Source organism: Bradyrhizobium sp. 164 (assembly GCF_023073715.1).
GTDB lineage: Bacteria > Pseudomonadota > Alphaproteobacteria > Rhizobiales > Xanthobacteraceae > Bradyrhizobium.
Genome location: NZ_JADPKA010000046.1, coordinates 97,387 through 117,880, shown reverse-complemented (window position 1 = coordinate 117,880; position 20,494 = coordinate 97,387). Strand labels below are relative to the sequence as shown.

Below are 20,494 nucleotides of genomic sequence, written 5' to 3'. Positions count from 1 at the left end.
AAGATTGCAAACCGACCGCATGCGTAGCCGACGCGTTCAGATCCTGGTGGCACTCGTTCTCACCGCGCTATGGGGCGCGGGCATCTTTGCCGCGCACGCCAACGGCCATCTGCGCTTTCTCGACCGCCTCGAAGCGACGTTGACGGATTGGCGGACCCAGGTCCGCGGCGTGCAGCGCCCGCCCGATCTCGTCACCATCGTAGCGATCGACGATACTGTGGTGAAGCGCGGCGGCAGCTATCCGCTGCCCCGGGCCGATCTCGCCCGCGTCGTCGACACCATCGTGCAGTTCAAGCCGAAGGTCATCGCGATCGACTTGCTGCTGGTCGACCGCAGTGCCGCGATCGGCGATGCGACGCTCGCCAACACGCTCGCCACCGGTCCGATGGTGCTCGCGGCGGCGGCGATCTTCCCGACCGACAGCGAGACCGTGGCGCCGAGCAGCGAAGGTCCCCTTGCGGTCCTGCCGCAGGCCGAGCGCTTCCTGCTGCCGCTGCCCGCCTTCGCCGAGCATGCAGAGGTCGGCGTCGTCAACGTCGCGACGGGACAGTCGGGCTCGCCGCTTTCGGTGCCGATGCTGTTCCGGACGGCCGACAAGGTCGAGCTGTCGTTTCCTTTGCGCGTGGCGGCCCGCGCGCTCGACAAGCCGCTGACGATCGCGCCGGATCATCTCAGGCTCGGTGACCGCGTGGTGCCGACCGATACCGACTTCGCGCTGCCGATCACCTATTACGGCCCGCGCCGCACCATCCGCACCGTCAGCGCGCAGAGCATTTTCGACGGCACGCTCAACCGCGCCGCGATCGAGAACCGGATCGTCGTGATCGGCGCCGCGGTCGCCGGCGGCGGCGACTTCTACCCGACGCCGTTCGATTCGCTGATGCCCGGCGTCGAGGTGGTCGCGACCGCAATCACCCACCTCGTCGCTGGCGACGGCATCGTGCGCGACCGCAGGGTGCATACCGCCGACGCATTCGCCGCGATCCTCTTGCCAATGCTGTTGGTCGGCCTGCTTGCCTGGCGGCGCAGTGCACTCGGCATCATGGCGGCGGCCGCGGTGATGATCGCGTGGGCCGGGCTGAACCTGTTCGCGTTCACCCACGGCATCTGGCTGAATGCCGCGACGACGCTCGCCGCGGCCGTGCCGCCGGTTGCGATCTTTGCCGGCGTGCAGCTGTGGGCGGGAGGCCGCCGCACGCAATATCTCGCCGCCAAGAGCAGGTCGCTGGCGCAATTCCAGGCGCCGGCGGTGCAGGACTGGCTGGCGCGCGATCCGAATTTCCTGTCCAAGCCCATTCGGCAAGACGCCGCCGTGGTTTTCATCGATCTCTCTGGCTTCACAGGCTTGAGCGAACGGACCGATCCGGACGCGCTCCAGGACATCCTGAAGGCGTTCCACGCGCTGCTGGACAAGACCGCAGCCGATTGCGGCGGCTTGATCACCGGCTTTCTCGGCGATGGCGCCATGATCCTGTTCGGACTGCCGCGCGCAATACCCGATGACGCGGCGCGCGCGCTGAAATGCGCGATCGACCTGCATCGCGGAGTCGAGCGCTGGATCGCCTCGTTGCCGCCTGCCATCGGACATCAGCTCGGCTTCAAGATCGGCGCGCATTTCGGCGAGATCGTCGCCTCCCGCCTCGGCGAAAGCCACCAGCACATCACGGCGACCGGCGACACCGTCAACGTCGCGAGCCGGCTGATGGAGGTCGCCGCCCGGAACGGCGCGCGGCTTGCGCTGAGCGATACGCTGCTGGACACCGCCGACTTCCACGGCGCTCCCGACGGCATCCTGTCAGGCCCCCTGCTCACGCAAGTCCGCGGCCGCTCCGGCGTCGTGACCGTCTGGTTCTGGCGCGATCGGGACGTACCGGACCAGGCCGCCACCAAGGCCGAGATGATCGGCTGAAGCCCTTACCGCGCTTCCGGCGGCGGGGAGCGGTCGAGCACGTCGCCCTTGGCGCCTTCCAAGAGATCGATGCCGTAGGTCTCGACCACGAGCGGCCCGCGCTTGCGCTGCAATTGCGCAATCTGCGTCACCTTCTCAAAGAGGTCGTTGAGGGCAGGATGACCATCGCTGCGCAGCTCGTCGACATAGAGCAGCTTGCCGGCGAGCAGCTTGGGATCGGGGTCGGGCATGTTGACCCAGCGGATGCGCTGGGTCTGCTGGGCCACGCAGGTGCCGCGCGGCAAATAAAAGGCGAGCCAGCCCGTGGTGCCATAGTCCTGCGCGAGCACACAGGTCGCGCCACTGCGCGCGCGCACCGCTTCGATCTGCGCGGCAAGCTCACGCCAGCCGACGCCGACGCTGCGCACAGTGGCATCGCGGCGATAGCCGGACAGCCAGCCGGTATTGGCCTGCACGATCAGGACCGCAAACATCACGATGCTGACCGGCGCGGCCCACCGCAGGCAGAAATCCACCAGGCGCCGCTGGCGCGGCTTCCACTGCACGAGGTTGGCGGCGGCGGCCGCGGCGACGACGAAGGGTGGGTAGACCGGCGCAAACCAGTTGGCCTCGACGCGGGCGTGTAGCGAATGCCAGACGAAATAAGCAACGACGGTCCAGAACATCGTCGCGATCAGCACGCGCGAGGCCAGCGCGCCGGCCCGGTGCCAGGTCAGCGCATGCAGCCCCATCGCGCCCAGGATGAAGACGAGCGGGGTCGCAAACGCGATCTGGGTCGGGATCAGCTCGGCGATGAAGACGGGACGGAAGTCCTCGATTCTGGCGCGGCCGAGCTGCTTTGCGAACGACACCCAGTGATGGTCCGCATTCCAGAGGATCACCGGCGAGAACAGCGCGAGGGCCACGAGACCGCCGAGATAGGGCCAGGGCGAGAGAAACCAGTGCCGCAGCTTCGGGACGGAAGCGAGCCAGATCAGGATCGCCAGCCCAAAGAACATCGCGGTGTATTTCGACAGCAGCGCCGCACCGACGGCCGCGCCGGCCGCAAGCCACCATGCTCCGCGTCCGGTCTCCAGCACCTTTGCGAGGAAGAACAGCACGAAACTGGAGGCGACCAGCAGCGGCGCATCAGGCGTGACGATCAGCGTGCCAACCGCGGCCATCATCGTCACGTTGAGCAGGATGGCGCTGGTGGCGGCCACGCGCGCGCTGCCGAACAGGATCGCGGCCGAGCGGTAGACCGCATAGCTCATCGGCAGCGCCAGCAGGATCGAGACAAGGCGGACGCCGAGCTCAGTGTCGCCGGCAATCATGGTGCCGGCGCGGATCACATAGGCCACCATCGGCGGGTGGTCGTAGTAACCGCCCGCCAAATTTTTCGACCACATCCAGTAATAGGCTTCGTCGAAGGTGATCGGCGTGAAAGCCGCGGCGACCAGCCGCAACACGACCAACGCAAGAATCGTGAGCGCGGTGTTGCGGACGATCCGCGCGTCAGCTCCGCCCATATCGCGCTATTTCTTGCGCCAGACGAACAGTCCGGACATCGCGTAGTTCCACACCACGCCCATCAATGCACCGGCCATGCCGGCCAGCCACCAGATCGGCTCCTGGTCGTAGACCGAGAAGGCGACGCCGACATTGGCGAGCAGGCCGACGCTGCACACGATGTAGAAGGCGATCAAGCCGCGCAGCAGCGCAAAGCCCTTCAGCCGCTGGTCGCGATAAGTGAGGAAGTTGTTGAGGATGAAATTGCTGGTCATGGCGACGATGGCGCCGGCGGCCTGCGCCTCCGCGAACGGCGCCTTGAACAGCTGAAGCGCGATGAACAGCGTGGCGAGATGCACCACGAGGCCGATGCCGCCGACCATCGCGAACAAGATAAAGCGCAGCGAGACGATGTCGTTGCTCAGCTTGGCCAGCACGAGGCCAAGGAAGTCCAGCGCGACCATGGAATCGAGCTTGCTCTCGCCGTGCTGCCGGGCGCCAAAGGTGTAGGGAATCTCGACCGCACGTAAGTTGCCATGCGCGGTCGCGACCAGGTCGAGCAGGATCTTGAAACCGTGCACCGACAGCTTTGGCGCGAGCTGCTCGAAACGATCGCGGCGGATCATGAAGAAGCCGCTCATGGGATCGGCGATCTCGACCCGCAGCATCTTCCGGGCGAACTCGGTCGCCAGCGCGCTGGCCCCCGCGCGCTGCTTGTTGAAGCCCTCGCTCTTGTAGCCCTCGATGTAGCGGCTGCCGACCACGATGTCGGCTTGATCGCTCGCGAGCAGCAACAGCATCTTCGGCAGTTGCGTCTCGTCATGCTGCAGGTCGGCGTCGATCACGGCCACATAGGGTGCGCTCGAGGCGAGGATGCCCTCGATGCAGGCGCCTGACAGGCCGCGGCGGCCGATGCGGCGGACACAGCGCACACGGCTGTCGCGCTGCGCCAGCGCACGCACGACGTCCCAGGTGCCGTCGGGCGAATTGTCGTCGACGAACACGACTTCCCAGGCGACGCTGGCGAGCGTCGCCTCCAGCCGCCGGTACAGCACCGTGACGTTGTCGCGCTCGTTGAAAGTCGGGACGATCACCGACAGTTCCGGCCCCTCTTGAGCCTGCGGCAGGTTGTCGGCGCCCGGTCTGATCGCTTCATTCATGACGGAGCGTATATCCGCCGTGTCTTGCGCTGCCAAGTTCTTGCGCTACCAAGCCGAGGTTTGTGTGGGGAACGGCCCAAAAGAGGGCCTAAAATGCCAACGACCCCGGAACGGCGGGCCGCGCGTACATCCGGCGCAGGCCTGAGCTATTCCAAGGTCGTTCCAACGACGGAGAACGTCACTCAACGTCGCCGTTAGAAGCTAGATAGGAATGGCGAGGCCGCTCCGCAAGGCCCCCTTCAGGGCACTTTTCCGCCCCCTATTGGTTGGGCACTTCCCGAATCACAGGCCCTCGCGGCGCCGGCGCGGCAGGGGCGGCGGGTGCCGCGGCAGGGGCTGACTCGACTTTTACCGGCTTGGGCGGCCTGCCGTACTGGCCAATCGGGCCGAATACGACGGCGACCGCAAGCACGGCCGCCGCGACGATCGCGCCCAGAATGCCCCCCACCGACTCAGACGACATGGACCCATCCCTGTTCCAGATGCGCCCAGTGATATCATGGATGACCGCACAGCCGGAAGGGTTCGCCATGCCGCAAAGCTCAATGGAGCTATTTCTGCGGCGGCCGGTGCTTGACGTAGGCCATCACAATGTCCTTCTGCGCCGACTCCACCGCCCTGTTTGCGGTATCGAGATGGGCGCCGGCATCGATGTTGGGGTAATGCGTGGTGAGATAATCGAGCAGCACCACGCGATAATATTGCCGCTCCGATGGACAGGCGCCCGCGACCGAACGGCCAAAATCCTGTTCCGACAGGCCCTGATTAGAGTCGCGGGAATATTCCCGCGCCAGGCAATGCCAGTAATCGTCGCGGCCCTGCTGGGCGAGTTTCTGTGCGCTTTTGGTGTCGTCGTCATCCGCCAAAGCAGAACATGTCATGGCAGCAGATGTCATCATGACGAGCGCGGCTCCCAGCAACAGCATCCGCATCTTGTTCTCCTTTTTTCGCGGGTCCAGGCGCGAGCTTAGACAGGACCGGCCAACTGGCCAATCACAACTGGTTTGATTAGGATGAGGTCCCTCCCCGTCGATGCGAGATCCTTCCGTGGCCAAAGCAAAAACCGCGTCAAAAAAATCCGGCAACATCTTCATCGGCATCGGCGGCTGGACCTTCGAGCCCTGGCGCGGCGTGTTCTATCCGGAGAAGCTGACGCAGGCCAAGGAGCTGTCGTACGCCGCCTCGAAGCTGACCTCGATCGAGATCAACGGCACCTATTACGGCTCACAGAAGCCGGAGAGCTTTCGCAAATGGGCGAGCGAGGTGCCCGAGGGTTTCGTGTTCTCGGTGAAGGGACCGCGCTTCGCCACCAATCGCCGCGTGCTCGCCGAGGCGGGCGATTCCATCAAGCGGTTCTACGATTCCGGCGTGCTGGAGCTCGGCGACCATCTCGGGCCGGTGCTCTGGCAGTTCGCGCCGACGAAAAAATTCGACGGCGCCGATTTCGGCAAGTTTCTGGAGCTGCTGCCGCGCCAGCTCGACGGACGCGCGCTGCGCCATGTCGTGGAAGTGCGCCATGACAGCTTCTGCACGCCGGATTTCGTTGCGCTGATCCGCGAATTCGAGACGCCGGTGGTGTTCGCCGAGCACGGCAAATATCCGGCGATTGCCGACGTCGCCGGCGACTTCGTCTATGCAAGGCTTCAGAAGGGCAATGACGAGATCAAGACCTGCTATCCGCCGAAGCAGCTCGATGCCTGGGCCGCGCGCTTTCAGGCCTGGGCTTCGGGCAGTGAACCCGATGACCTGCCGAAGGTTGACAAAGCCAAGCCGAAGAAGGAGCCGCGCGACGTGTTCGCCTACGTCATCCACGAAGGCAAGGTGCGCGCGCCGCAGGGCGCCATGGAACTGATCGCGCGGGTGAGCTGAGGATGTCCATGGCGAAGGCGAAAAAACTCTTCACCATCGGCTATGAGCAGACACCGCCCAAAGCGGTTCTCGACGAGCTGGAGCAGGCCGGCGTCAAGCTCGTGGTCGACGTGCGCGCGGTGACGTCCTCGCGCCGGCCGGGCTTTTCCAAGAAGCAGCTGTCCGCGGGCCTCGATGAGCGCGGCATCGGCTATGTCCACCTCGCCGCGCTCGGCACTCCGAAGGAAGGCCGGCTCGCCGCGCGCAGCGGGCAATACGACGTGCTGGAGAAGATCTATTCAAAGCACCTGAAGACGCCGCAGGCGAGGGAAGAGATGGACGAGCTCTCGGCGCTGGTGAAGAAGGCCGGCCCGGTGTGCCTGCTCTGCTACGAGCGCGACCACACCCACTGCCACCGCCAGATGATTGCGGAGATCATCGAGGAGCGCGATGGCGTGGCGGTGACGAATCTGGCGGGGCGGCAGGTGTAGCGCTTCGTCATTCCGGAGCCTGCGTCAGCGCGAACTACGGTGCGCAATTGCGCACCTGAGAATCCATCGGGCGGCAGAGTTGGTGGACGGCTTCCGGGCTCAGCGCAACGCGCTGCCCCGGAACGACAAATCAGCCCAGCTTAAACGTCCCTTCCATCATCTGCACGCAGCTGCCACCGACATGGGCGGAGCGGATCTTGCCGTCCTGCTTGCGCACCCGCGTCAGCAGCAGGCTCGGCCGGCCCATGTCAAAACCTTGACCGACGGTGAGCTTGAATTCGCCGTCGCGCGCGGGGTCGAGGTCGGCGAACAGCGCGGCGGCCGCGACCGTGGCGCTGCCGGTGGCAGGATCCTCGGCGAGACCGCCGGCACCGCGCATGAACATCCGCGCTTGAAGCTCGCAGGGCGCCTCCGCCGCGGGCACATCGCGCGTATAGAACCAGGCCGAGGCCGCGCCGTCGCGCGGAAATACCCGGCCAAAGGCCGCCGCATCGGATCTCGCCCGCTTGAGCGCATCGCGCGAATGCAGCTCGATCACCAGAAATGGCGTTCCAACACCGACAACCTGCGGCACGTGACGGTCGACCTTGATATCCTCCGCGCTGAGCGAAATACAGCTCGCGGCATCCAGGGCAGGCAATTGCGACAGCCGGGACAGCGGCTGCGGCGCGGTGAGCTCGGTGCTCACCACCCGGCCCTGCTCCCGCCGGATGTCGACCGGCACGAGTCCGGCCTTCTCTTCGAACAGCAGGCGCGGCTTCGGCTCCTTGGCGATCGTCGCCAGCACGAAGGCCGTGCCGACATTCGGATGACCTGCAAAGGGCATCTCCCTGACGGGGGTGAAGATGCGCACCTCGGCATCATTCGCCTTGTCGCGCGGCGGCAGCACGAAGGTCGTCTCGGAGTAGTTGAATTCGGTGGCGATCGCCTGCATCTGCTCAGTGGAGAGCCCGCCGGCATCGAGCACCACGGCGAGCTGATTGCCGCCAAAGGCGCGGTCGGTGAACACATCGACGGTGATGTAGCGGCGCTGCATCTTTCGTTTCCCCATGCAAGTCGCGGCCGCAACCGGCCGCGTCTTCGGCAACACTACAGGCCGGCAGCATCGCCCGTCATGCCCCAAAATTCGGAGCAATCGGAGCATTCGCGGAAGAGACGGTGAGCGCTTTGCCTACGCCCCGTTCCAGACAGCGCTCACCCCAGCTGAAACACCGCGACCGGCCGCTCATAGCCGCGCACCTCGACCTCGCCCAGCGCCACGGCGTCGCTGCCGTCGTCGCCCAGCACTTCGCGGACGGATGCGGAAATCAGGAGCTGGGAGCCGAACTCCTTGTTCAGCGCCTCCAGCCGCGAGGCGAAGTTCACGGTGTCGCCGATGACCGTGTATTCCTTGCGTCGGGGCGAGCCGATATTGCCGGCGACAACCTCACCGAAATGGATGCCGATGCCGATCCGCAGCGGCCAGCTGGTTTGCGCGTTGATGCGATTCATCGCGGTTAGCATCTCGCGGCCTGCGGCGACAGCGCGATGCGCGGCGTCGGAGGCTTCCAGCGGCGCGCCGAACAGCGCGAGAAAACCGTCACCCAAAAACTTGTTCACGATACCGCCGTGGCGATCGAGAATGTCGACCAATATTGCGAAGGCGCCGTCGAGCCGGTCGACCACCTCCTGGGGCGTGCGGGACTGCGCGCCGGCCGTGAAGCCGCGGAAATCGACGAACATCACCGCGACGCGGCGGAGATCACCGCTGGCGCTCGTTCCCGCCGCCATCAGCCGCTCCACCACCTGCGGCGAGACGTGTTGGCCGAACAGATTGGTCACCCGGTCGCGCGCGGTCGCCGCCGCGATGCTCGCGGCAAATTGCCGCCGCAGCTGCGCGCCGACGGCGCCGGCGAGCACGCCGCAGATCAGGATGACAATGCTGCGCACCGCGTGAAAATAGATCTGGGGCTCGCCGGCTTCGCTCGCCGAATTGTAATACAGCGCGACGGCCAGAAGTCCGGCGGCGGCCACGAAACCCGTGAAGGTGGAGAGCCAGAAATCGAGCCGCAGGGTCGAGAGGATGACAAAAATGAAGTACATCAGCGGCACGGCGAAGCCGAGCGCCTGGCTCGCGCCCATGGTCCGGATTTGCAGGATGAGAATCACCGTGGGCAGCGAGGTCTCGATCAGCGTGCCGATATAGCGCCTGATCACCGGCAGGTCGCGATCGAGGCGGAGGTTCTTCCTGATCTGGGTGTGGACCCAGACTTCGAACAGGATGAAACCGACCAGAAGGCCATAGACCTCGATCAGCCCTTCCGTTCCGCGCCAGACCCGGTTCACGACAGCGGGCTCGATCAGATAGATCGCGGTGAGGAACAACACCATGACGCAGCCCGTCATGATCAGCGCGCGCACCCGCAACAGTTCGGTGCGCAGCACCTCCCGCGTCAGCTCACGCTCGAAATCGTCCGATAGCACGGCATGCTGCCGCGTCTTCCTGCTCGCAAATTTCGCCATTCCGCCCCTCGATTCCGGGGGCATCTTGCCTCAATCCAGCGTGCGGCGGAAGCGCGTCACTGCGATGGTCATGGCAAGCAGCATCAGGGCCGCCAGCGCCAGCGTGTCGAAGCGCAGGTTCTGCATGGTCGCGCCCTTCAGCATGATGGCGCGGACGATACGCAGATAATGGGTCAGCGGCAGGCCCTCGCCGAGATATTGCGCCCAGGCCGGCATCCCCGCGAACGGGAACATGAAGCCGGAGAGCAGGATGCTCGGCAGAAAGAACATCATCGACATCTGCATGGCCTGAAGTTGGTTCTGCACCAGCGTGGAGATCGTGTAGCCGATCGACAGATTCGTGGTGATGAACAGCGTCGAGAGCAGCGCCAGGAGGAACAGATTGCCAAGCAGGGGCACGCCGAACAGGCCGACACCAATGCCAATGATGAGGAAGGCCTGGAGGAAGCCGACCAGGACGTAAGGCACGATCTTGCCGAACATCACCTCGACCGGCTTGATCGGCATCGACAACAGGCTCTCCATGGTGCCGCGCTCGACCTCGCGCGTGACCGACAGCGCGGTGAAGATCAGCATGGTCATGGTGAGGATGGTGCCGACGAGGCCCGGCACGATGTTGAGGCTGGAGGCCGCGGCCGGATTGTAGCGGGCATGGGCGCGGATCTCGAACGGCATCTCCGGGGGATCGCCGATGTAGAGATCGTGCTTGAGCGCGGTCTGCACCACCATGCCGAGCGAACCGATCGCCGAGCTTGCCGCAACCGGATCGGTGGCGTCGGCCGCGACCAGCAGCGCCGGCCTGTCGCCGCGCCGCACCGCCCGCTCGAAGCCGCGCGGGATCTCGACGCCGAACAGCACCTTGCCGGATTTCAGCAGATTGTCGAAATCATCGACATCGTGCACTTCATAGAGGAAGCGGAAATAGGCGGTGTTCTCCAGCGCCTTCAGGATCGAGCGGGCGAGATCGGAGTCCTCCTGGAGCAGCACCGCGCTTGGCAGGTTACGCGGTGTGGTGTTGATGGCATAGCCGAACAGCATGAGCTGCATCACCGGCAGCATCACGATCATGGCGAACGAGACGCGGTCGCGCCTCAGCTGGATGAACTCCTTGACCAGCATCGCATAGGAGCGTTTCCAGAAGCCGAAGCGCTCCCGGATTTCGTGGGCCGGCGCGGGATGATCGACAGCGCTCATGGGAAATTGTCCTTACTGGAAATTGTCCTTTGAGCGGCTCATCAGCTCGATGAACACGTCTTCGAGCGATGGCGACGATTTCTGCCAGTGCAGGCCGCTTCTCTCGCGCCACGGCCCGATGCTGGCCTCGAGCGCAGCGACGTCGCGCCCCGAAACGTGCAGCGAGGTGCCGAACGGCGCCACCATATCGATGCCGGGCTTGCCCGTGAGCGCGGCCGCGATCTCATTGAGGTCTTCGCCCGTGACCGTGTAGGTGGTGAGCGCGGATTTGGCGATCACCTGCTCCACCGTGCCATGCGTCAGGAGATGACCATAAGCGATATAGGCGATCTCGTGACAGCGCTCGGCCTCGTCCATGTAATGGGTCGAGACCAGCACGGTGAGGCCGTCGGCGGCGAGCGCGTGGATCTCGTTCCAGAAGTCGCGCCGCGCCTTGGGATCAACGCCGGCGGTCGGCTCGTCGAGCAGCAGGAGTTGCGGATTGGGCAGCGTGCAGGCACCTAATGCCAGGCGCTGCTTCCAGCCGCCGGAGAGCTCGCCGGCCAGCTGCTCCTCGCGGCCCGACAGTCCGAGCCGCTTGATCATGTCGCGCGCAGCGCCGCGCGCGTCAGTGAGGCCATAGAGGCGCGCGACAAATTCGAGGTTCTCGCGCACCGAGAGATCCTGATACAGGCTGAAGCGCTGGGTCATGTAGCCGACCTGGCGCTTGATCTTTTCGGCATCGCGGCGGATGTCGTAGCCGAGGCAGGTGCCCTCGCCGCTGTCGGGCGTGAGCAGGCCGCAGAGGATGCGAATGGTGGTGGTCTTGCCCGAGCCGTTCGGCCCGAGGAAGCCGTAGATCGAGCCGCGCCTCACCTGCATCGACAGATCGTGCACGACCTCGCGGCCCCCGAACGACTTGGTCAGGCCCTTGACGTCGATCGCGATGCCGTTGCCGCCGCTCATCGCCTATCCGCCACCGGTGTCTTCGGATCGAGATAGACGTTGATCGGCTGTCCGACGCGCAAGGCGTCGGGGCGCGAGGGCCGCGCCTGGATCAGATAGACCAGCTTGTTCCGCTCATCGAGACTGTAGATGACGGGCGGGGTGTATTCGGCCGAGGTCGCGATGAAATAGATCTTTGCGGTGAGATCGGCCGCGCAATTGTCGCAGGCGATGCGCACTGTGTCCCCGATGGCGAGCTTCGGCAGCTCGGTCTCCGGCACGAAGAAGCGCAGCTTCATGTTGCCGGGCGGCATGATCGAGAGCACCGGCCGCTGCGCCGCCACCATCTCGCCCTCGCGGAAATAGATCTGCTGGATGGTGCCTGCGACCGGCGCAAAGCCCTTGCGACGCGCTAGCCGCGTCTCCGACGTCGCCACCCGCGCTTGCGCCACCCGTAAAGCCGAAACAGCAGAATCGAGATTGGCCTGCGTGCCGGAGCCGGTCTTGCTCAGCGAGGCCGCCCGGTCATAGGTCTGCTGCGCATTCGCCAGCGTCGCCTTCTGCTGGTTGAGATCGGCAAGCTGGAGGTCGTCATCGACGGAATAGAGGTGATCGCCTACCTTGACCTCGTCGCCCTCGCGGACATTGAGCTTGGTCACCCGGCCGGCTTCGTCCGGGCTGACGAAGATCATGTCGGCCTCGACCCAGCCCTGGAAGCCGGGATCGCGCTTCTCCTTGCAGCCGCCAAGCGAGGTTACGATCGCCAGAACCACGATCGAGCAAAGGCGCGACAGCTGTCGCCCCCTGACCCTGAGGAGCCGCCAACGGGTCCGCGCGGAGCGCGGCCCGATGACAGGCTCCGCGGCCTCTCGAAGGGCGAGGAGCCACAGCCGGGCCTGCATCCTTCGAGACGCGCGTTCCGCGCTCCTCAGGATGAGGTCAGACATGATTTGCGACGACCTCATGTCGTCCTCCGTTCGCCAAAAATCAAATCGAGATGGACGCGCAGCATCTCCTGCGCGTCGAGCGGCGCGTGCCGTGCGAACAAGCTCTGCCAAATCACCGCGATCATCGCGGGCGCAACCAGGATCTGGGGAAACCGCGCGAGATTTTTCTCGCGGATCTCGCCACGGGCGATGCCGAGCTCGATCAGCGCGCGCATGCCCGCGATTCCGCGCGAGACGACCTCGCGGTAGTAGAAATCGGCAACGGACGGAAAGCGCGGCCCCTCCGCCACGATCAGGCGCACGAGGTCGCCGCGCCTGGTGCCGATGACCTCCTTCAGAAAGTTGCTGGCGAAGGTCTCGACAAGGTCGCGGACCGTTCCGGTCGGCGGCGGCAGCGTCGTAAGGCGCGTGACCACCGGCACGATCACGGTGCGCACCAGCTCCTCGAACATCGATTCCTTGTCCTTAAAGTGCAGGTAGATCGTGCCTTTGGCGACGCCGGCTCGTTTGGCGATTTCGTCGAGCCGGGTCGCGGCAAAGCCGCGCGCGATGAACTCGTCCATCGCCGCCTCCACGATCGCGGCGCGCCGCTCCGCCGCGCGGGCGGCCCGATTTGAAACGCGGGCCTCGGCCTCAGCGCCGGCTTCGGGTGCCTGGCTTGCGGCTTGAGCCGCGGATGCGATCGTTCTGGCTGGCTTCTTCGTCATGCATAATTCATGACTGACTAGTCAGTCATCGTCAATAGGTGACGGAATCGCACTAGACGCGACGAATTAGCATTTACTAATGAATTAGTGTATGCTAATGCGTCTCTCATGATGGAAGCCACCCCCAACCCCGTAACGGCCGTGATGCGCGCCCTCGCCGATCCGACCCGCCGCGCCGTATTTGAACGCGTCTTCGACAGCCGGGAAATCAGCGTCGCCGAGCTGACACGCGGCAGCGGCGTGACCCAGGGCGCGATCTCGCAGCACCTGAAATCCCTCAAGCAGGCCGGCCTCGTCGCCGAGCGCGCCGAGGGCCGCAATGTCTACTACCGCGCCGCGCCGCAAGGGCTCGAGCCCCTGGTCACCTGGATGGACCATTACGGCGTGTTCTGGCGCGAGCGCTTCCAGAACCTGCGTGACCTCTTGAAGGAGATCGATCCGTGAGTGCAGCCGAGTTGAAAGCCGAGACCCAAGATATCGTCCGGGACATCGTCGTTGACGAAGTGCTCCCTCATGCGCCGGAGACGATCTGGAAGGCGCTGACCAGTGCCGAGTTGATCGGGCGTTGGCTGATGAAGCCGACTGGCTTCGAGCCGGTTGAAGGCAACACCTTCACATTCCAGACCACCCCGGGCGGCGCCTGGGACGGCGTCATTCATTGCCGGGTTCTCGAGGTGGTGGCCAACAGGCGTCTTGTCTACGCCTGGAAAGGCGGCGATGAGCGCAACACCGGTTACGGCGCGCCGCTCGACACCGTTGTGACCTGGTCCCTCGCTCCGGTCGAAGCCGGCACCCGGATCCGCCTGATCCATGCGGGCTTCGTCATGCCGAGGAACGAGTCGGCCTACAACGTGATGAGCGGCGGCTGGAAAAAGGTCGTCAGACAGCTCGACGAGATCAGCGGCGAGAAGTGAGGAGATATCGCGATGGACAAACCCTATACCGGTGGCTGCGCCTGCGGCGCGATCCGCTATTCGATTGCCGGCAAGCCGCTGTTCAGCAACCACTGCCAATGCCGCGACTGCCAGCGGGAAAGCGGCAGTGGGCATGGCTCGTACGCGACGTTCGCACGCGCCGGCGTCACGGTGACCGGCGAGGCTAAGCATTGGGACATGGTCGCCGACAGCGGCAACGTCAAGACGCGTGGTTTCTGCACGCAATGCGGCGTGCCTGTGTACATGACCTTCGCGGCACAGCCCGACGTCTTCACGATCCGCGCCGCAAGCCTCGACGAGCCCGCCCGCTACAAGCCGCAGGCGGTCACTTTCGCCGCGCGCGGCCATGACTGGGACCGCCTCGACCCCAGCCTGCTAAAGTTCGATGGCATGCCGCCGGGGTGAGGTGCGTTCCCTCTCCCGCTTGCAAGCGGGAGAGGTGAAACACCAGCGCTTGCAAGCGGGAGAGGTGAAACACCAGCAGCTAAATTCAACTGTGAAACTTCAGACCGTCGACGATCTTGTCGATCACCTTGCGCTCGGCACGCATCGCGATGCCGACGAGATTGAGCTCGGCGCGCGCCACGCCCCTCACCGCCTCGCGATTGGCGGCATCGTGCGTGGTCTTGAACATGTCCTCGGTATAGACCGCCGGTTTGACGTTGCGTGTCAGTGCCCGGTCGAGCGCGCGTGATAATGCCGGACCATCCGCGCCATAGATCAGGATCGGTTGGCCGATCAGCGCGTGATATTTCGTGCCCGAGGCGTCCTCATAGGCTTCGCCGATACATTCCGGAAAGGCCGCGGCGATGCCGCTGGTGAGGAAAGACGCGATGTTGAGCTTCTGCCAGGCCTGAAGATCGGTGCGGATCACGATGGCGATCTTGGTGTCGAACTGCATGTGTATTCCTAACTGTCATTCCACGCGCGATGCTACGCATCGCCCCGGAATGACGGCAAGAAGATTCAGCGCTCGAGGGATCAACCCTTGGCGTCGCAGGCCCAGGCGCGGATCACGCATTCCTTGCCGCCGTATTTGTAGCATTCGCGCGTCGCCGCATTCAGCGACGCCGAGATCTTCGGTTTGACGGCATAGCCATAGGCGCCGCACGGGTTGACGAGATCGACCGACATCGCAGCACAGGCGCGCTTCATCGTGACGGTGGTGCAATCACCCTTGCACTGCTTCTGTGCCACGGCGCGGGCCTCGTGCTCGGCGCCGTAATCATAGGCTTGGCCATAGGCGCCGCACTTGCCAACCGCAATGGCACCGGCGGCGTGAGCTTCTGTGATGTGACGGGCGCCGGAGACACAAACCGAGAGAGCAAAGAAAAACATCGCGCAACGGCGCGCGACGACGTTCGAAGCCATGGAAAAACCCCTCCCCCCAAGGCAGGCGAAGGCGACTCTAAGCGGCGGTCGTTTCCAGATGGTGAACGGGCGGTTGAAATGGGCGACTTGCGAGGGTTGCTACGACACTGTCATCCGCGCCGTGCCGCTTCCAGTGCCTGCGGGGTGTCGATGTCGAGGAAGGCGCTCTCGCCGTCGACGGGCACTTCGGCCACCGCTTCGGTGTGCTTGGCGATCAAGTGTCGCGCGCCAACGTCGCCGTCGAGCGTCATCAACTCCTTAAAGAAGCGACGCGACCATAGCACCGGGTTGCCGCGGCGGCCCTCGCTGACGGGCACGACAATGAGGTTGCCGCGGTCCGGCGCAAAGCCGTAGATGAGGCGGTCGATCAGGCCGGCGTCGATCAGCGGCATGTCGCCGAGACAAACCACGGCGCCATCGCAGGTCTCGGGCACGGCCGCGATACCGGCCTTGACCGAGCTCGCGATGCCGCCGGCGAAATCCGGGTTACGGACGAATTTGACCTTCAGGCCTTGCAGCGCCTGCTCGACCAGCTCGGCCTGGTGGCCGGTGACGACGATCACCTCGGATGCCCGGGAGGCCAGTGCCCGCTCGGTGGCGATCCGCACCAGCTTCTTGCCTTCGAACTCCGCGAGCAGCTTGTTCGGTCCGCCCATCCGGGTGGAGCGGCCCGCCGCCAGCACGATGGCGGCGACCTGACTGTTGCCCTCGGTCTCGGGTTTTGCGCGCGGCTGCGGCCGCGTCACGATCTCCATCAGGAGGCCGCCGACGCCCATGCCCATCAGCTCGGACCGCGTCACCTTGATGCCGGCGAGCAGCCGCATCAGCACCCAGTCAAAACCGTTCTCGACCGGCGAGCGCGCGCAGCCGGGCGCGCCCAGCACCGGGACGTCGCCAGCGCGGGCGATCAGCAGCAGATTGCCGGGATCGACCGGCATGCCGAAATGCTCGATCTCACCACCGATGCCGGTGACGGCTGCCGGAATCACGTCGCGGCGATCAGCGATCGCGGACGCGCCGAACACGATCACGAGCTCAGCCCCCAGCTCGAGCAACTCCTTGATCGCCGCCGACAGCGCCTGCTCCTCATGCGGGACCCGCCGCTCGGCGACGATGCCGGCGCCGGCCGGTGCAAGGCGCTCGGCAGTGACGCGCAGCGTCTTGTCGATCACCTTGGAAGACAGGCCCGGCAGCAGCGTTGAGACCACGCCGACGCGCTTGACGACGTAAGGGGCGATTCTGAGAACGTCCTTGCCGGCGGCCTTCACCGCGGCATCGCGCAAACTCTCCCCGATGCCAAACGGGATTATCTTGACGGTGCCGACCATCTCGCCCTCGACCACCGGCTTGAACGCCTGCAGCGTGGCAAAGGTGATGGCCTCGTCGACATTGTTGATGCGGTCGACTGCGGCGCGGTCGATCACCAGCACGCCCGCCCGCGCGGCGAACAAATTGGCGCGGCCGGTGAAGGCGCGCTCGACATGGATGCCCTCGCCGCCGACGGCAAGCGCGATGCTGGCGGCCGCAACGTCCTCGGAGACGTCGCCCGCCTCCATGCGTACCACGACAATCTGCTTGATGCCGGCGCGCTCCAGCGTCTCGACCTCGGTGGGGCCGATCGTCGTGCCTTTCTTGAGCACCAGCGGTCCCTGGCGCAGGGTGTGGACGGTCACCCCGCCGATCGCATCCCTCGGACTCGCCGGGCCGAACTTCATGCCGCTTCTTCTCTTTCTTTCGGAGGCAGGCGCAGCACCGCCGTGATCTCGGCCATGATCGCCACCGCGATCTCGGCCGGCGAGACCGCGCCGATCGCAAGGCCAATGGGCGCATGGATGCGCGCGATGTCGCTTTCTTTCGCGCCCTGCGCCCGCAGCCGGTCGCCCCGCTTGGCGTGCGTCTTGCGCGAGCCGAGCGCACCGATGTAGAAGCAATTGCGCTCGAAGGCGTGCAGCAGCGCGGGATCGTCGATCTTGGGATCGTGCGTTACCGCGACGAAGCCGGTGTAGGCATCGACATTGAGCGGCGGCAGCGCAGTGTCGGGCCATTCGGCGATCAGCGGAATATCGGGGAAGCGCTCAGGGCTTGCAAACGCCGTGCGTGGATCGATCACAGTGACGTCGTAGCCGAGCGAGCGCGCCAGCGGCGCCAAGGCCTGGCTGATATGCACCGCGCCGATGATGACGAGCTTGGCAGTCGGCGCATAGACGTTGAGGAACAGCTTCTTGCCGCCGGCCTCGACATTGGCGCTCTTGCCGGCGCGAAGCTGCTTTTCCAGCTCTGCGCGCAGCGGATCTTTGGCAAAGTCCTTCGCCTTCACCAGGCGCTGCTCGCCGCTTTCGGTGTCCGTCACCAGAATGACCGGCCGGCGCGCGGCGCGCTCGGCGTTGAGTTCGTGCAGGATCGCGAGCTTCACGGCTAGCCGACCTTCTCGACGAAGACGCGGATGGTGCCGCCGCAGGACAGCCCGACATTCCAGGCGGTCTCGTCGGCCACGCCAAACTCCAGCATCTTGGGCTTGCCACTCTCGATCACGTCCATGGCTTCGGTGACCACGGCGCCCTCGACGCAGCCGCCGGAGACGGAGCCCAAGAACGTGCCCTCGTCATTGATGACGAGACTCGAGCCCGCCGGACGCGGCGCCGAGCCCCAGGTCTCCACGACGGTGGCGAGCGCAACCCCACGGCCCGCCTTCTGCCAGTCCTCCGCCGCCTTCATAATATCCTCGTCGCGATCGAGCATGGGTGGCCTCTCAAGCTGCGGAGCGGATCAGGCTGCGGTGATGCGGCGGCAGCGGCTGGGAGAGCGTGGTGATCAGCTCCTGGATCGAACTCAAATTATGTACCGGGCGGAATTCGTCAACGTGGGGGAGCATCATTTTGATGCCCTGCGCCTTGGCCTCGAAACCGCCGAACCGGAGCAGCGGGTTCAGCCAGATCAGCCGCCGGCAGGATCGGTGCAGCCGGTCCATCTCGAAGGCCAGCTTGGAATCGGCCTCTCGCTCCAGCCCGTCGGAGATGAGCAGCACAATGGCACCCTGGCTCAGCACGCGCCGCGCCCACAATTTGTTGAAGTTGTGCAGCGAGGCAGAGATCCGCGTGCCACCGGCCCAATCCTCGACCGACGCCGAGCAGCTCGCCAGCGCCTCATCAGGGTCGCGCTGGCGCAGCGCGCGGGTGACGTTGGTCAGCCGGGTGCCGAACAGGAACACCGAGACGCGCTTGCGCGCATCGGTGATGGCATGGAGGAAATGCAGGAATAGGCGGGTGTATTCGTTCATCGAGCCCGAGATATCGAGCAGCGCAACGATCGGCGCGGGCTTCTCGATCCGTCCAAGGCGATGGATGTCGATGATGTCGCCGCCAGTGCGTAAAGATGCTCGGAGCGTGCGGCGCAGGTCGAGGCGTAGCCCGCGTGGATCGGGCCGGCGCCGGCGCGTCAGGAGCTCGGCTTGCGGCAGCCGCATCCGCTCGACGGCGCGAAGCGCCTCGGCGATCTCGGCCGCGCTCATCTGCGCAAAGTCCTTCTTCTGGAGGATCTCCTTGTCGGAGACCGACAGGCGCAGATCCTGCTCCTGGTGCTGCGGCGTCTCCGTCATGCGCGGCTGCGACATCGCCTCCTGCACGCGGCGGGAGCCTGCCTGCGGCTTCTTCCTGGCCTGCTCCGGCAGCGGCACCGAATCCAGCATATGCTTCCACTCTTCAGAGGCGCGGAAGAACAGGTTGAAAGCCTGCTTGAAGATCAGCGCATGCTCGTGGCGCTTGACGAAGATGGCCTCAAGCGTGGCGAAGACATCGGTGCGGCTGCCGATGTCGATCACCTGGAGCGCGCTCATCGCATCGATGACGGCGCCTGGGCCCACCGGCATCCCCGCCGCACGCAGCGCGCGGGCAAAGCCGACGATGTTGTCGGCGAACTGCTCGGTCTGCTCCGGGGCAAGATGGTTGATAGCCATGGTCTAATCCCTCTCTCCGTCATTCCGGGGTGCCGCTCAAGCGGCGAACCCGGAATCCAGAGATTGCGGCGCGAGATTCCGGGTTCGCGACTGCGTCGCGCCCCGGAACGACGGACCTACGACTCGCTCGTGGCGTCCTTCAGCACCTTCTGCAAGGCATCGCCCTGCATCCGGGTGATGTCGTCCTGGTATTTGAGCAGCGCGCCCAGCGTATCGCCGACCACTTGCGGGGTCAGCGAACGGGCGTCGAGCTCCGACAAAGCGGTGGCCCAATCGATGGTCTCGGCGACACCCGGCGACTTGTAGAAGTCCTGGTTGCGCAGCGCCTGGACGAAGCGCACGACCTGCTCCGAAAGTTTCGCCGATATGCCGGGCACGCGCGTCTTGACGATCGCGAGCTCGCGCTCGGCGGCGGGATAATCCACCCAGTGATAGAGACAGCGCCGCTTCAGCGCGTCGTGGATCTCGCGGGTGCGGTTAGAGGTGATGATGACGATCGGCGGGTGCGGCGCCCTCACGGTACCAAATTCGGGGATCGTCACCTGGAAGTCGCTGAGGATTTCGAGCAGGTACGCCTCGAACGCCTCGTCGGCGCGGTCGAGTTCATCGATCAGCAGCACCGGCGGACCGGCGACGTCGGGCTCCAGCGCCTGGAGGAGCGGCCGCTTGATCATGTAACGGTCCGCGAAGATGTCGCTCGAGAGCTGGTCGCGATCAGTGTCGCCGGCCGCTTCCGCCATCCGGATCGCGATCATCTGCGCGGCGCTGTTCCACTCATAGACCGCGGAGGAGACGTCAAGGCCCTCGTAGCACTGAAGGCGGATCAATTTCCGCCGCAGCGCCGCCGAAAGCACCTTGGCGATCTCGGTCTTGCCGACGCCGGCCTCGCCTTCCAGGAACAGCGGCCGGCCCATGCGCAGCGAGAGATAGGTCACCGTGGCCAGCGACCGCTCGGCGAGGTAGCCACACGAGGTCAGGAGTTCGAGCATCGCATCGACCGATGCCGGCAAAGCACCGGAAGAATTGGCCGCTGAAGTCATGAAAAAGCCAGTCTCGCTACGCCCTC

General features: G+C 65.2%; 23 protein-coding genes. 6 read left to right on the top strand and 17 right to left on the bottom strand.

Going from position 1 to position 20,494, the window contains the following annotated elements; all coding sequences use genetic code 11:
- The first annotated feature begins 19 nt into the window (after positions 1-19).
- Positions 20-1,909: an adenylate/guanylate cyclase domain-containing protein gene (locus tag IVB01_RS16775; protein WP_247280755.1), complete on the top strand. Its 1,890-nt coding sequence runs from the start codon at positions 20-22 to the stop codon at positions 1,907-1,909.
- Positions 1,910-1,914: 5 nt separating this feature from the next.
- Here IVB01_RS16775 and IVB01_RS16770 read toward each other — a convergent pair whose 3' ends face one another.
- The 4 genes from IVB01_RS16770 to IVB01_RS16755 all read right to left on the bottom strand — a co-directional run bounded on the left by IVB01_RS16770 (position 1,915) and on the right by IVB01_RS16755 (position 5,489).
- Complete coding sequence (locus IVB01_RS16770; protein WP_247280754.1) at positions 1,915-3,417, bottom strand: glycosyltransferase family 39 protein; 1,503 nt, start codon at positions 3,415-3,417, stop codon at positions 1,915-1,917.
- A 6-nt stretch (positions 3,418-3,423) separates the two neighbouring features.
- Positions 3,424-4,557: a glycosyltransferase family 2 protein gene (locus IVB01_RS16765; protein WP_247280753.1), complete on the bottom strand. Its 1,134-nt coding sequence runs from the start codon at positions 4,555-4,557 to the stop codon at positions 3,424-3,426.
- Between the two features lie 259 nt (positions 4,558-4,816).
- Positions 4,817-5,020, bottom strand: coding sequence for a hypothetical protein (locus IVB01_RS16760; protein ID WP_247280752.1), 204 nt, complete (start codon positions 5,018-5,020; stop codon positions 4,817-4,819).
- A gap of 88 nt (positions 5,021-5,108) precedes the next feature.
- Positions 5,109-5,489 (bottom strand): hypothetical protein, encoded by a 381-nt coding sequence (locus IVB01_RS16755; protein WP_247280751.1) that lies wholly within the window; start codon positions 5,487-5,489, stop codon positions 5,109-5,111.
- 100 nt (positions 5,490-5,589) lie between these two features.
- Between IVB01_RS16755 and IVB01_RS16750 the strand changes: the two genes are divergently transcribed.
- The gene (locus IVB01_RS16750; RefSeq protein WP_247280750.1) at positions 5,590-6,426 is read left to right on the top strand and encodes a DUF72 domain-containing protein; all 837 of its coding nucleotides are present in this window, start codon (positions 5,590-5,592) and stop codon (positions 6,424-6,426) included.
- Between the two features lie 8 nt (positions 6,427-6,434).
- The gene (locus IVB01_RS16745; protein ID WP_247280749.1) at positions 6,435-6,896 is read left to right on the top strand and encodes a DUF488 domain-containing protein; all 462 of its coding nucleotides are present in this window, start codon (positions 6,435-6,437) and stop codon (positions 6,894-6,896) included.
- Positions 6,897-7,026: 130 nt separating this feature from the next.
- Here IVB01_RS16745 and IVB01_RS16740 read toward each other — a convergent pair whose 3' ends face one another.
- From IVB01_RS16740 to IVB01_RS16715, 6 genes are all read right to left on the bottom strand, one after another.
- Positions 7,027-7,932 carry a PhzF family phenazine biosynthesis protein gene (locus IVB01_RS16740; RefSeq protein WP_247418795.1) on the bottom strand — a complete coding sequence of 302 codons (906 nt, stop codon included), beginning with the start codon at positions 7,930-7,932 and terminating at the stop codon, positions 7,027-7,029.
- A 158-nt stretch (positions 7,933-8,090) separates the two neighbouring features.
- Entirely contained in the window at positions 8,091-9,398 is a 1,308-nt protein-coding gene (locus IVB01_RS16735; RefSeq protein ID WP_247451544.1) for an adenylate/guanylate cyclase domain-containing protein, read from the bottom strand.
- Positions 9,399-9,428: 30 nt separating this feature from the next.
- Complete coding sequence (locus IVB01_RS16730) at positions 9,429-10,592, bottom strand: ABC transporter permease (protein WP_247280746.1); 1,164 nt, start codon at positions 10,590-10,592, stop codon at positions 9,429-9,431.
- Between the two features lie 12 nt (positions 10,593-10,604).
- A complete protein-coding gene (locus tag IVB01_RS16725) occupies positions 10,605-11,537 on the bottom strand; it encodes an ABC transporter ATP-binding protein (RefSeq protein ID WP_247280745.1) in 933 nt (310 codons plus the stop codon).
- Positions 11,534-12,481, bottom strand: a complete 948-nt coding sequence (locus IVB01_RS16720) for an efflux RND transporter periplasmic adaptor subunit (protein ID WP_247280744.1) — start codon at positions 12,479-12,481, stop codon at positions 11,534-11,536. The genes IVB01_RS16725 and IVB01_RS16720 overlap by 4 nt, the downstream gene beginning before the upstream one ends.
- Positions 12,478-13,170, bottom strand: a complete 693-nt coding sequence (locus tag IVB01_RS16715; RefSeq protein WP_247280743.1) for a TetR/AcrR family transcriptional regulator — start codon at positions 13,168-13,170, stop codon at positions 12,478-12,480. The genes IVB01_RS16720 and IVB01_RS16715 overlap by 4 nt, the downstream gene beginning before the upstream one ends.
- Positions 13,171-13,278: 108 nt before the next feature.
- Between IVB01_RS16715 and IVB01_RS16710 the strand changes: the two genes are divergently transcribed.
- Genes IVB01_RS16710 through IVB01_RS16700 form a run of 3 tightly spaced genes read left to right on the top strand, consistent with a single transcriptional unit; the run spans position 13,279 to position 14,510 of the window.
- A complete protein-coding gene (locus tag IVB01_RS16710; RefSeq protein ID WP_247280742.1) occupies positions 13,279-13,614 on the top strand; it encodes a metalloregulator ArsR/SmtB family transcription factor in 336 nt (111 codons plus the stop codon).
- Positions 13,611-14,084, top strand: coding sequence for an SRPBCC domain-containing protein (locus IVB01_RS16705; RefSeq protein WP_247280741.1), 474 nt, complete (start codon positions 13,611-13,613; stop codon positions 14,082-14,084). The genes IVB01_RS16710 and IVB01_RS16705 overlap by 4 nt, the downstream gene beginning before the upstream one ends.
- 12 nt (positions 14,085-14,096) lie before the next feature.
- Positions 14,097-14,510 (top strand): GFA family protein, encoded by a 414-nt coding sequence (locus IVB01_RS16700; protein ID WP_247280740.1) that lies wholly within the window; start codon positions 14,097-14,099, stop codon positions 14,508-14,510.
- Between the two features lie 85 nt (positions 14,511-14,595).
- On the opposite strand, the gene IVB01_RS16695 is transcribed toward IVB01_RS16700, so the two are convergent.
- The 7 genes from IVB01_RS16695 to IVB01_RS16665 all read right to left on the bottom strand — a co-directional run bounded on the left by IVB01_RS16695 (position 14,596) and on the right by IVB01_RS16665 (position 20,468).
- Positions 14,596-15,006 (bottom strand): DUF2000 family protein, encoded by a 411-nt coding sequence (locus IVB01_RS16695; protein ID WP_247280739.1) that lies wholly within the window; start codon positions 15,004-15,006, stop codon positions 14,596-14,598.
- A gap of 80 nt (positions 15,007-15,086) precedes the next feature.
- A complete protein-coding gene (locus IVB01_RS16690) occupies positions 15,087-15,476 on the bottom strand; it encodes a DUF4189 domain-containing protein (protein WP_247280738.1) in 390 nt (129 codons plus the stop codon).
- 110 nt (positions 15,477-15,586) lie between these two features.
- Positions 15,587-17,191 carry a molybdopterin-binding/glycosyltransferase family 2 protein gene (locus tag IVB01_RS16685; RefSeq protein ID WP_247280737.1) on the bottom strand — a complete coding sequence of 535 codons (1,605 nt, stop codon included), beginning with the start codon at positions 17,189-17,191 and terminating at the stop codon, positions 15,587-15,589.
- Positions 17,188-17,889, bottom strand: coding sequence for an XdhC family protein (locus tag IVB01_RS16680; RefSeq protein ID WP_247494696.1), 702 nt, complete (start codon positions 17,887-17,889; stop codon positions 17,188-17,190). Before IVB01_RS16680 ends, IVB01_RS16685 begins: the two co-directional genes overlap by 4 nt.
- 2 nt (positions 17,890-17,891) lie before the next feature.
- Positions 17,892-18,215: an XdhC family protein gene (locus tag IVB01_RS16675; RefSeq protein WP_247280735.1), complete on the bottom strand. Its 324-nt coding sequence runs from the start codon at positions 18,213-18,215 to the stop codon at positions 17,892-17,894.
- Between the two features lie 10 nt (positions 18,216-18,225).
- Positions 18,226-19,428: a VWA domain-containing protein gene (locus tag IVB01_RS16670; protein ID WP_247280734.1), complete on the bottom strand. Its 1,203-nt coding sequence runs from the start codon at positions 19,426-19,428 to the stop codon at positions 18,226-18,228.
- Between the two features lie 116 nt (positions 19,429-19,544).
- A complete protein-coding gene (locus IVB01_RS16665; protein WP_247280733.1) occupies positions 19,545-20,468 on the bottom strand; it encodes a MoxR family ATPase in 924 nt (307 codons plus the stop codon).
- Between the last annotated feature and the right edge of the window lie 26 nt (positions 20,469-20,494).

Coding starts and splice junctions, on each gene's coding strand:
- IVB01_RS16775 (WP_247280755.1), top strand. CDS start 20: ATGCGTAGCCGACGCGTTCAGATCCTGGTGGCACTCGTTCTCACCGCG.
- IVB01_RS16770 (WP_247280754.1), bottom strand. CDS start 3,417: ATGGGCGGAGCTGACGCGCGGATCGTCCGCAACACCGCGCTCACGATT.
- IVB01_RS16765 (WP_247280753.1), bottom strand. CDS start 4,557: ATGAATGAAGCGATCAGACCGGGCGCCGACAACCTGCCGCAGGCTCAA.
- IVB01_RS16760 (WP_247280752.1), bottom strand. CDS start 5,020: ATGTCGTCTGAGTCGGTGGGGGGCATTCTGGGCGCGATCGTCGCGGCG.
- IVB01_RS16755 (WP_247280751.1), bottom strand. CDS start 5,489: ATGCGGATGCTGTTGCTGGGAGCCGCGCTCGTCATGATGACATCTGCT.
- IVB01_RS16750 (WP_247280750.1), top strand. CDS start 5,590: ATGCGAGATCCTTCCGTGGCCAAAGCAAAAACCGCGTCAAAAAAATCC.
- IVB01_RS16745 (WP_247280749.1), top strand. CDS start 6,435: ATGGCGAAGGCGAAAAAACTCTTCACCATCGGCTATGAGCAGACACCG.
- IVB01_RS16740 (WP_247418795.1), bottom strand. CDS start 7,932: ATGCAGCGCCGCTACATCACCGTCGATGTGTTCACCGACCGCGCCTTT.
- IVB01_RS16735 (WP_247451544.1), bottom strand. CDS start 9,398: ATGGCGAAATTTGCGAGCAGGAAGACGCGGCAGCATGCCGTGCTATCG.
- IVB01_RS16730 (WP_247280746.1), bottom strand. CDS start 10,592: ATGAGCGCTGTCGATCATCCCGCGCCGGCCCACGAAATCCGGGAGCGC.
- IVB01_RS16725 (WP_247280745.1), bottom strand. CDS start 11,537: ATGAGCGGCGGCAACGGCATCGCGATCGACGTCAAGGGCCTGACCAAG.
- IVB01_RS16720 (WP_247280744.1), bottom strand. CDS start 12,481: ATGAGGTCGTCGCAAATCATGTCTGACCTCATCCTGAGGAGCGCGGAA.
- IVB01_RS16715 (WP_247280743.1), bottom strand. CDS start 13,170: ATGACGAAGAAGCCAGCCAGAACGATCGCATCCGCGGCTCAAGCCGCA.
- IVB01_RS16710 (WP_247280742.1), top strand. CDS start 13,279: ATGATGGAAGCCACCCCCAACCCCGTAACGGCCGTGATGCGCGCCCTC.
- IVB01_RS16700 (WP_247280740.1), top strand. CDS start 14,097: ATGGACAAACCCTATACCGGTGGCTGCGCCTGCGGCGCGATCCGCTAT.
- IVB01_RS16695 (WP_247280739.1), bottom strand. CDS start 15,006: ATGCAGTTCGACACCAAGATCGCCATCGTGATCCGCACCGATCTTCAG.
- IVB01_RS16690 (WP_247280738.1), bottom strand. CDS start 15,476: ATGGCTTCGAACGTCGTCGCGCGCCGTTGCGCGATGTTTTTCTTTGCT.
- IVB01_RS16685 (WP_247280737.1), bottom strand. CDS start 17,191: ATGAAGTTCGGCCCGGCGAGTCCGAGGGATGCGATCGGCGGGGTGACC.
- IVB01_RS16675 (WP_247280735.1), bottom strand. CDS start 18,215: ATGCTCGATCGCGACGAGGATATTATGAAGGCGGCGGAGGACTGGCAG.
- IVB01_RS16670 (WP_247280734.1), bottom strand. CDS start 19,428: ATGGCTATCAACCATCTTGCCCCGGAGCAGACCGAGCAGTTCGCCGAC.
- IVB01_RS16665 (WP_247280733.1), bottom strand. CDS start 20,468: ATGACTTCAGCGGCCAATTCTTCCGGTGCTTTGCCGGCATCGGTCGAT.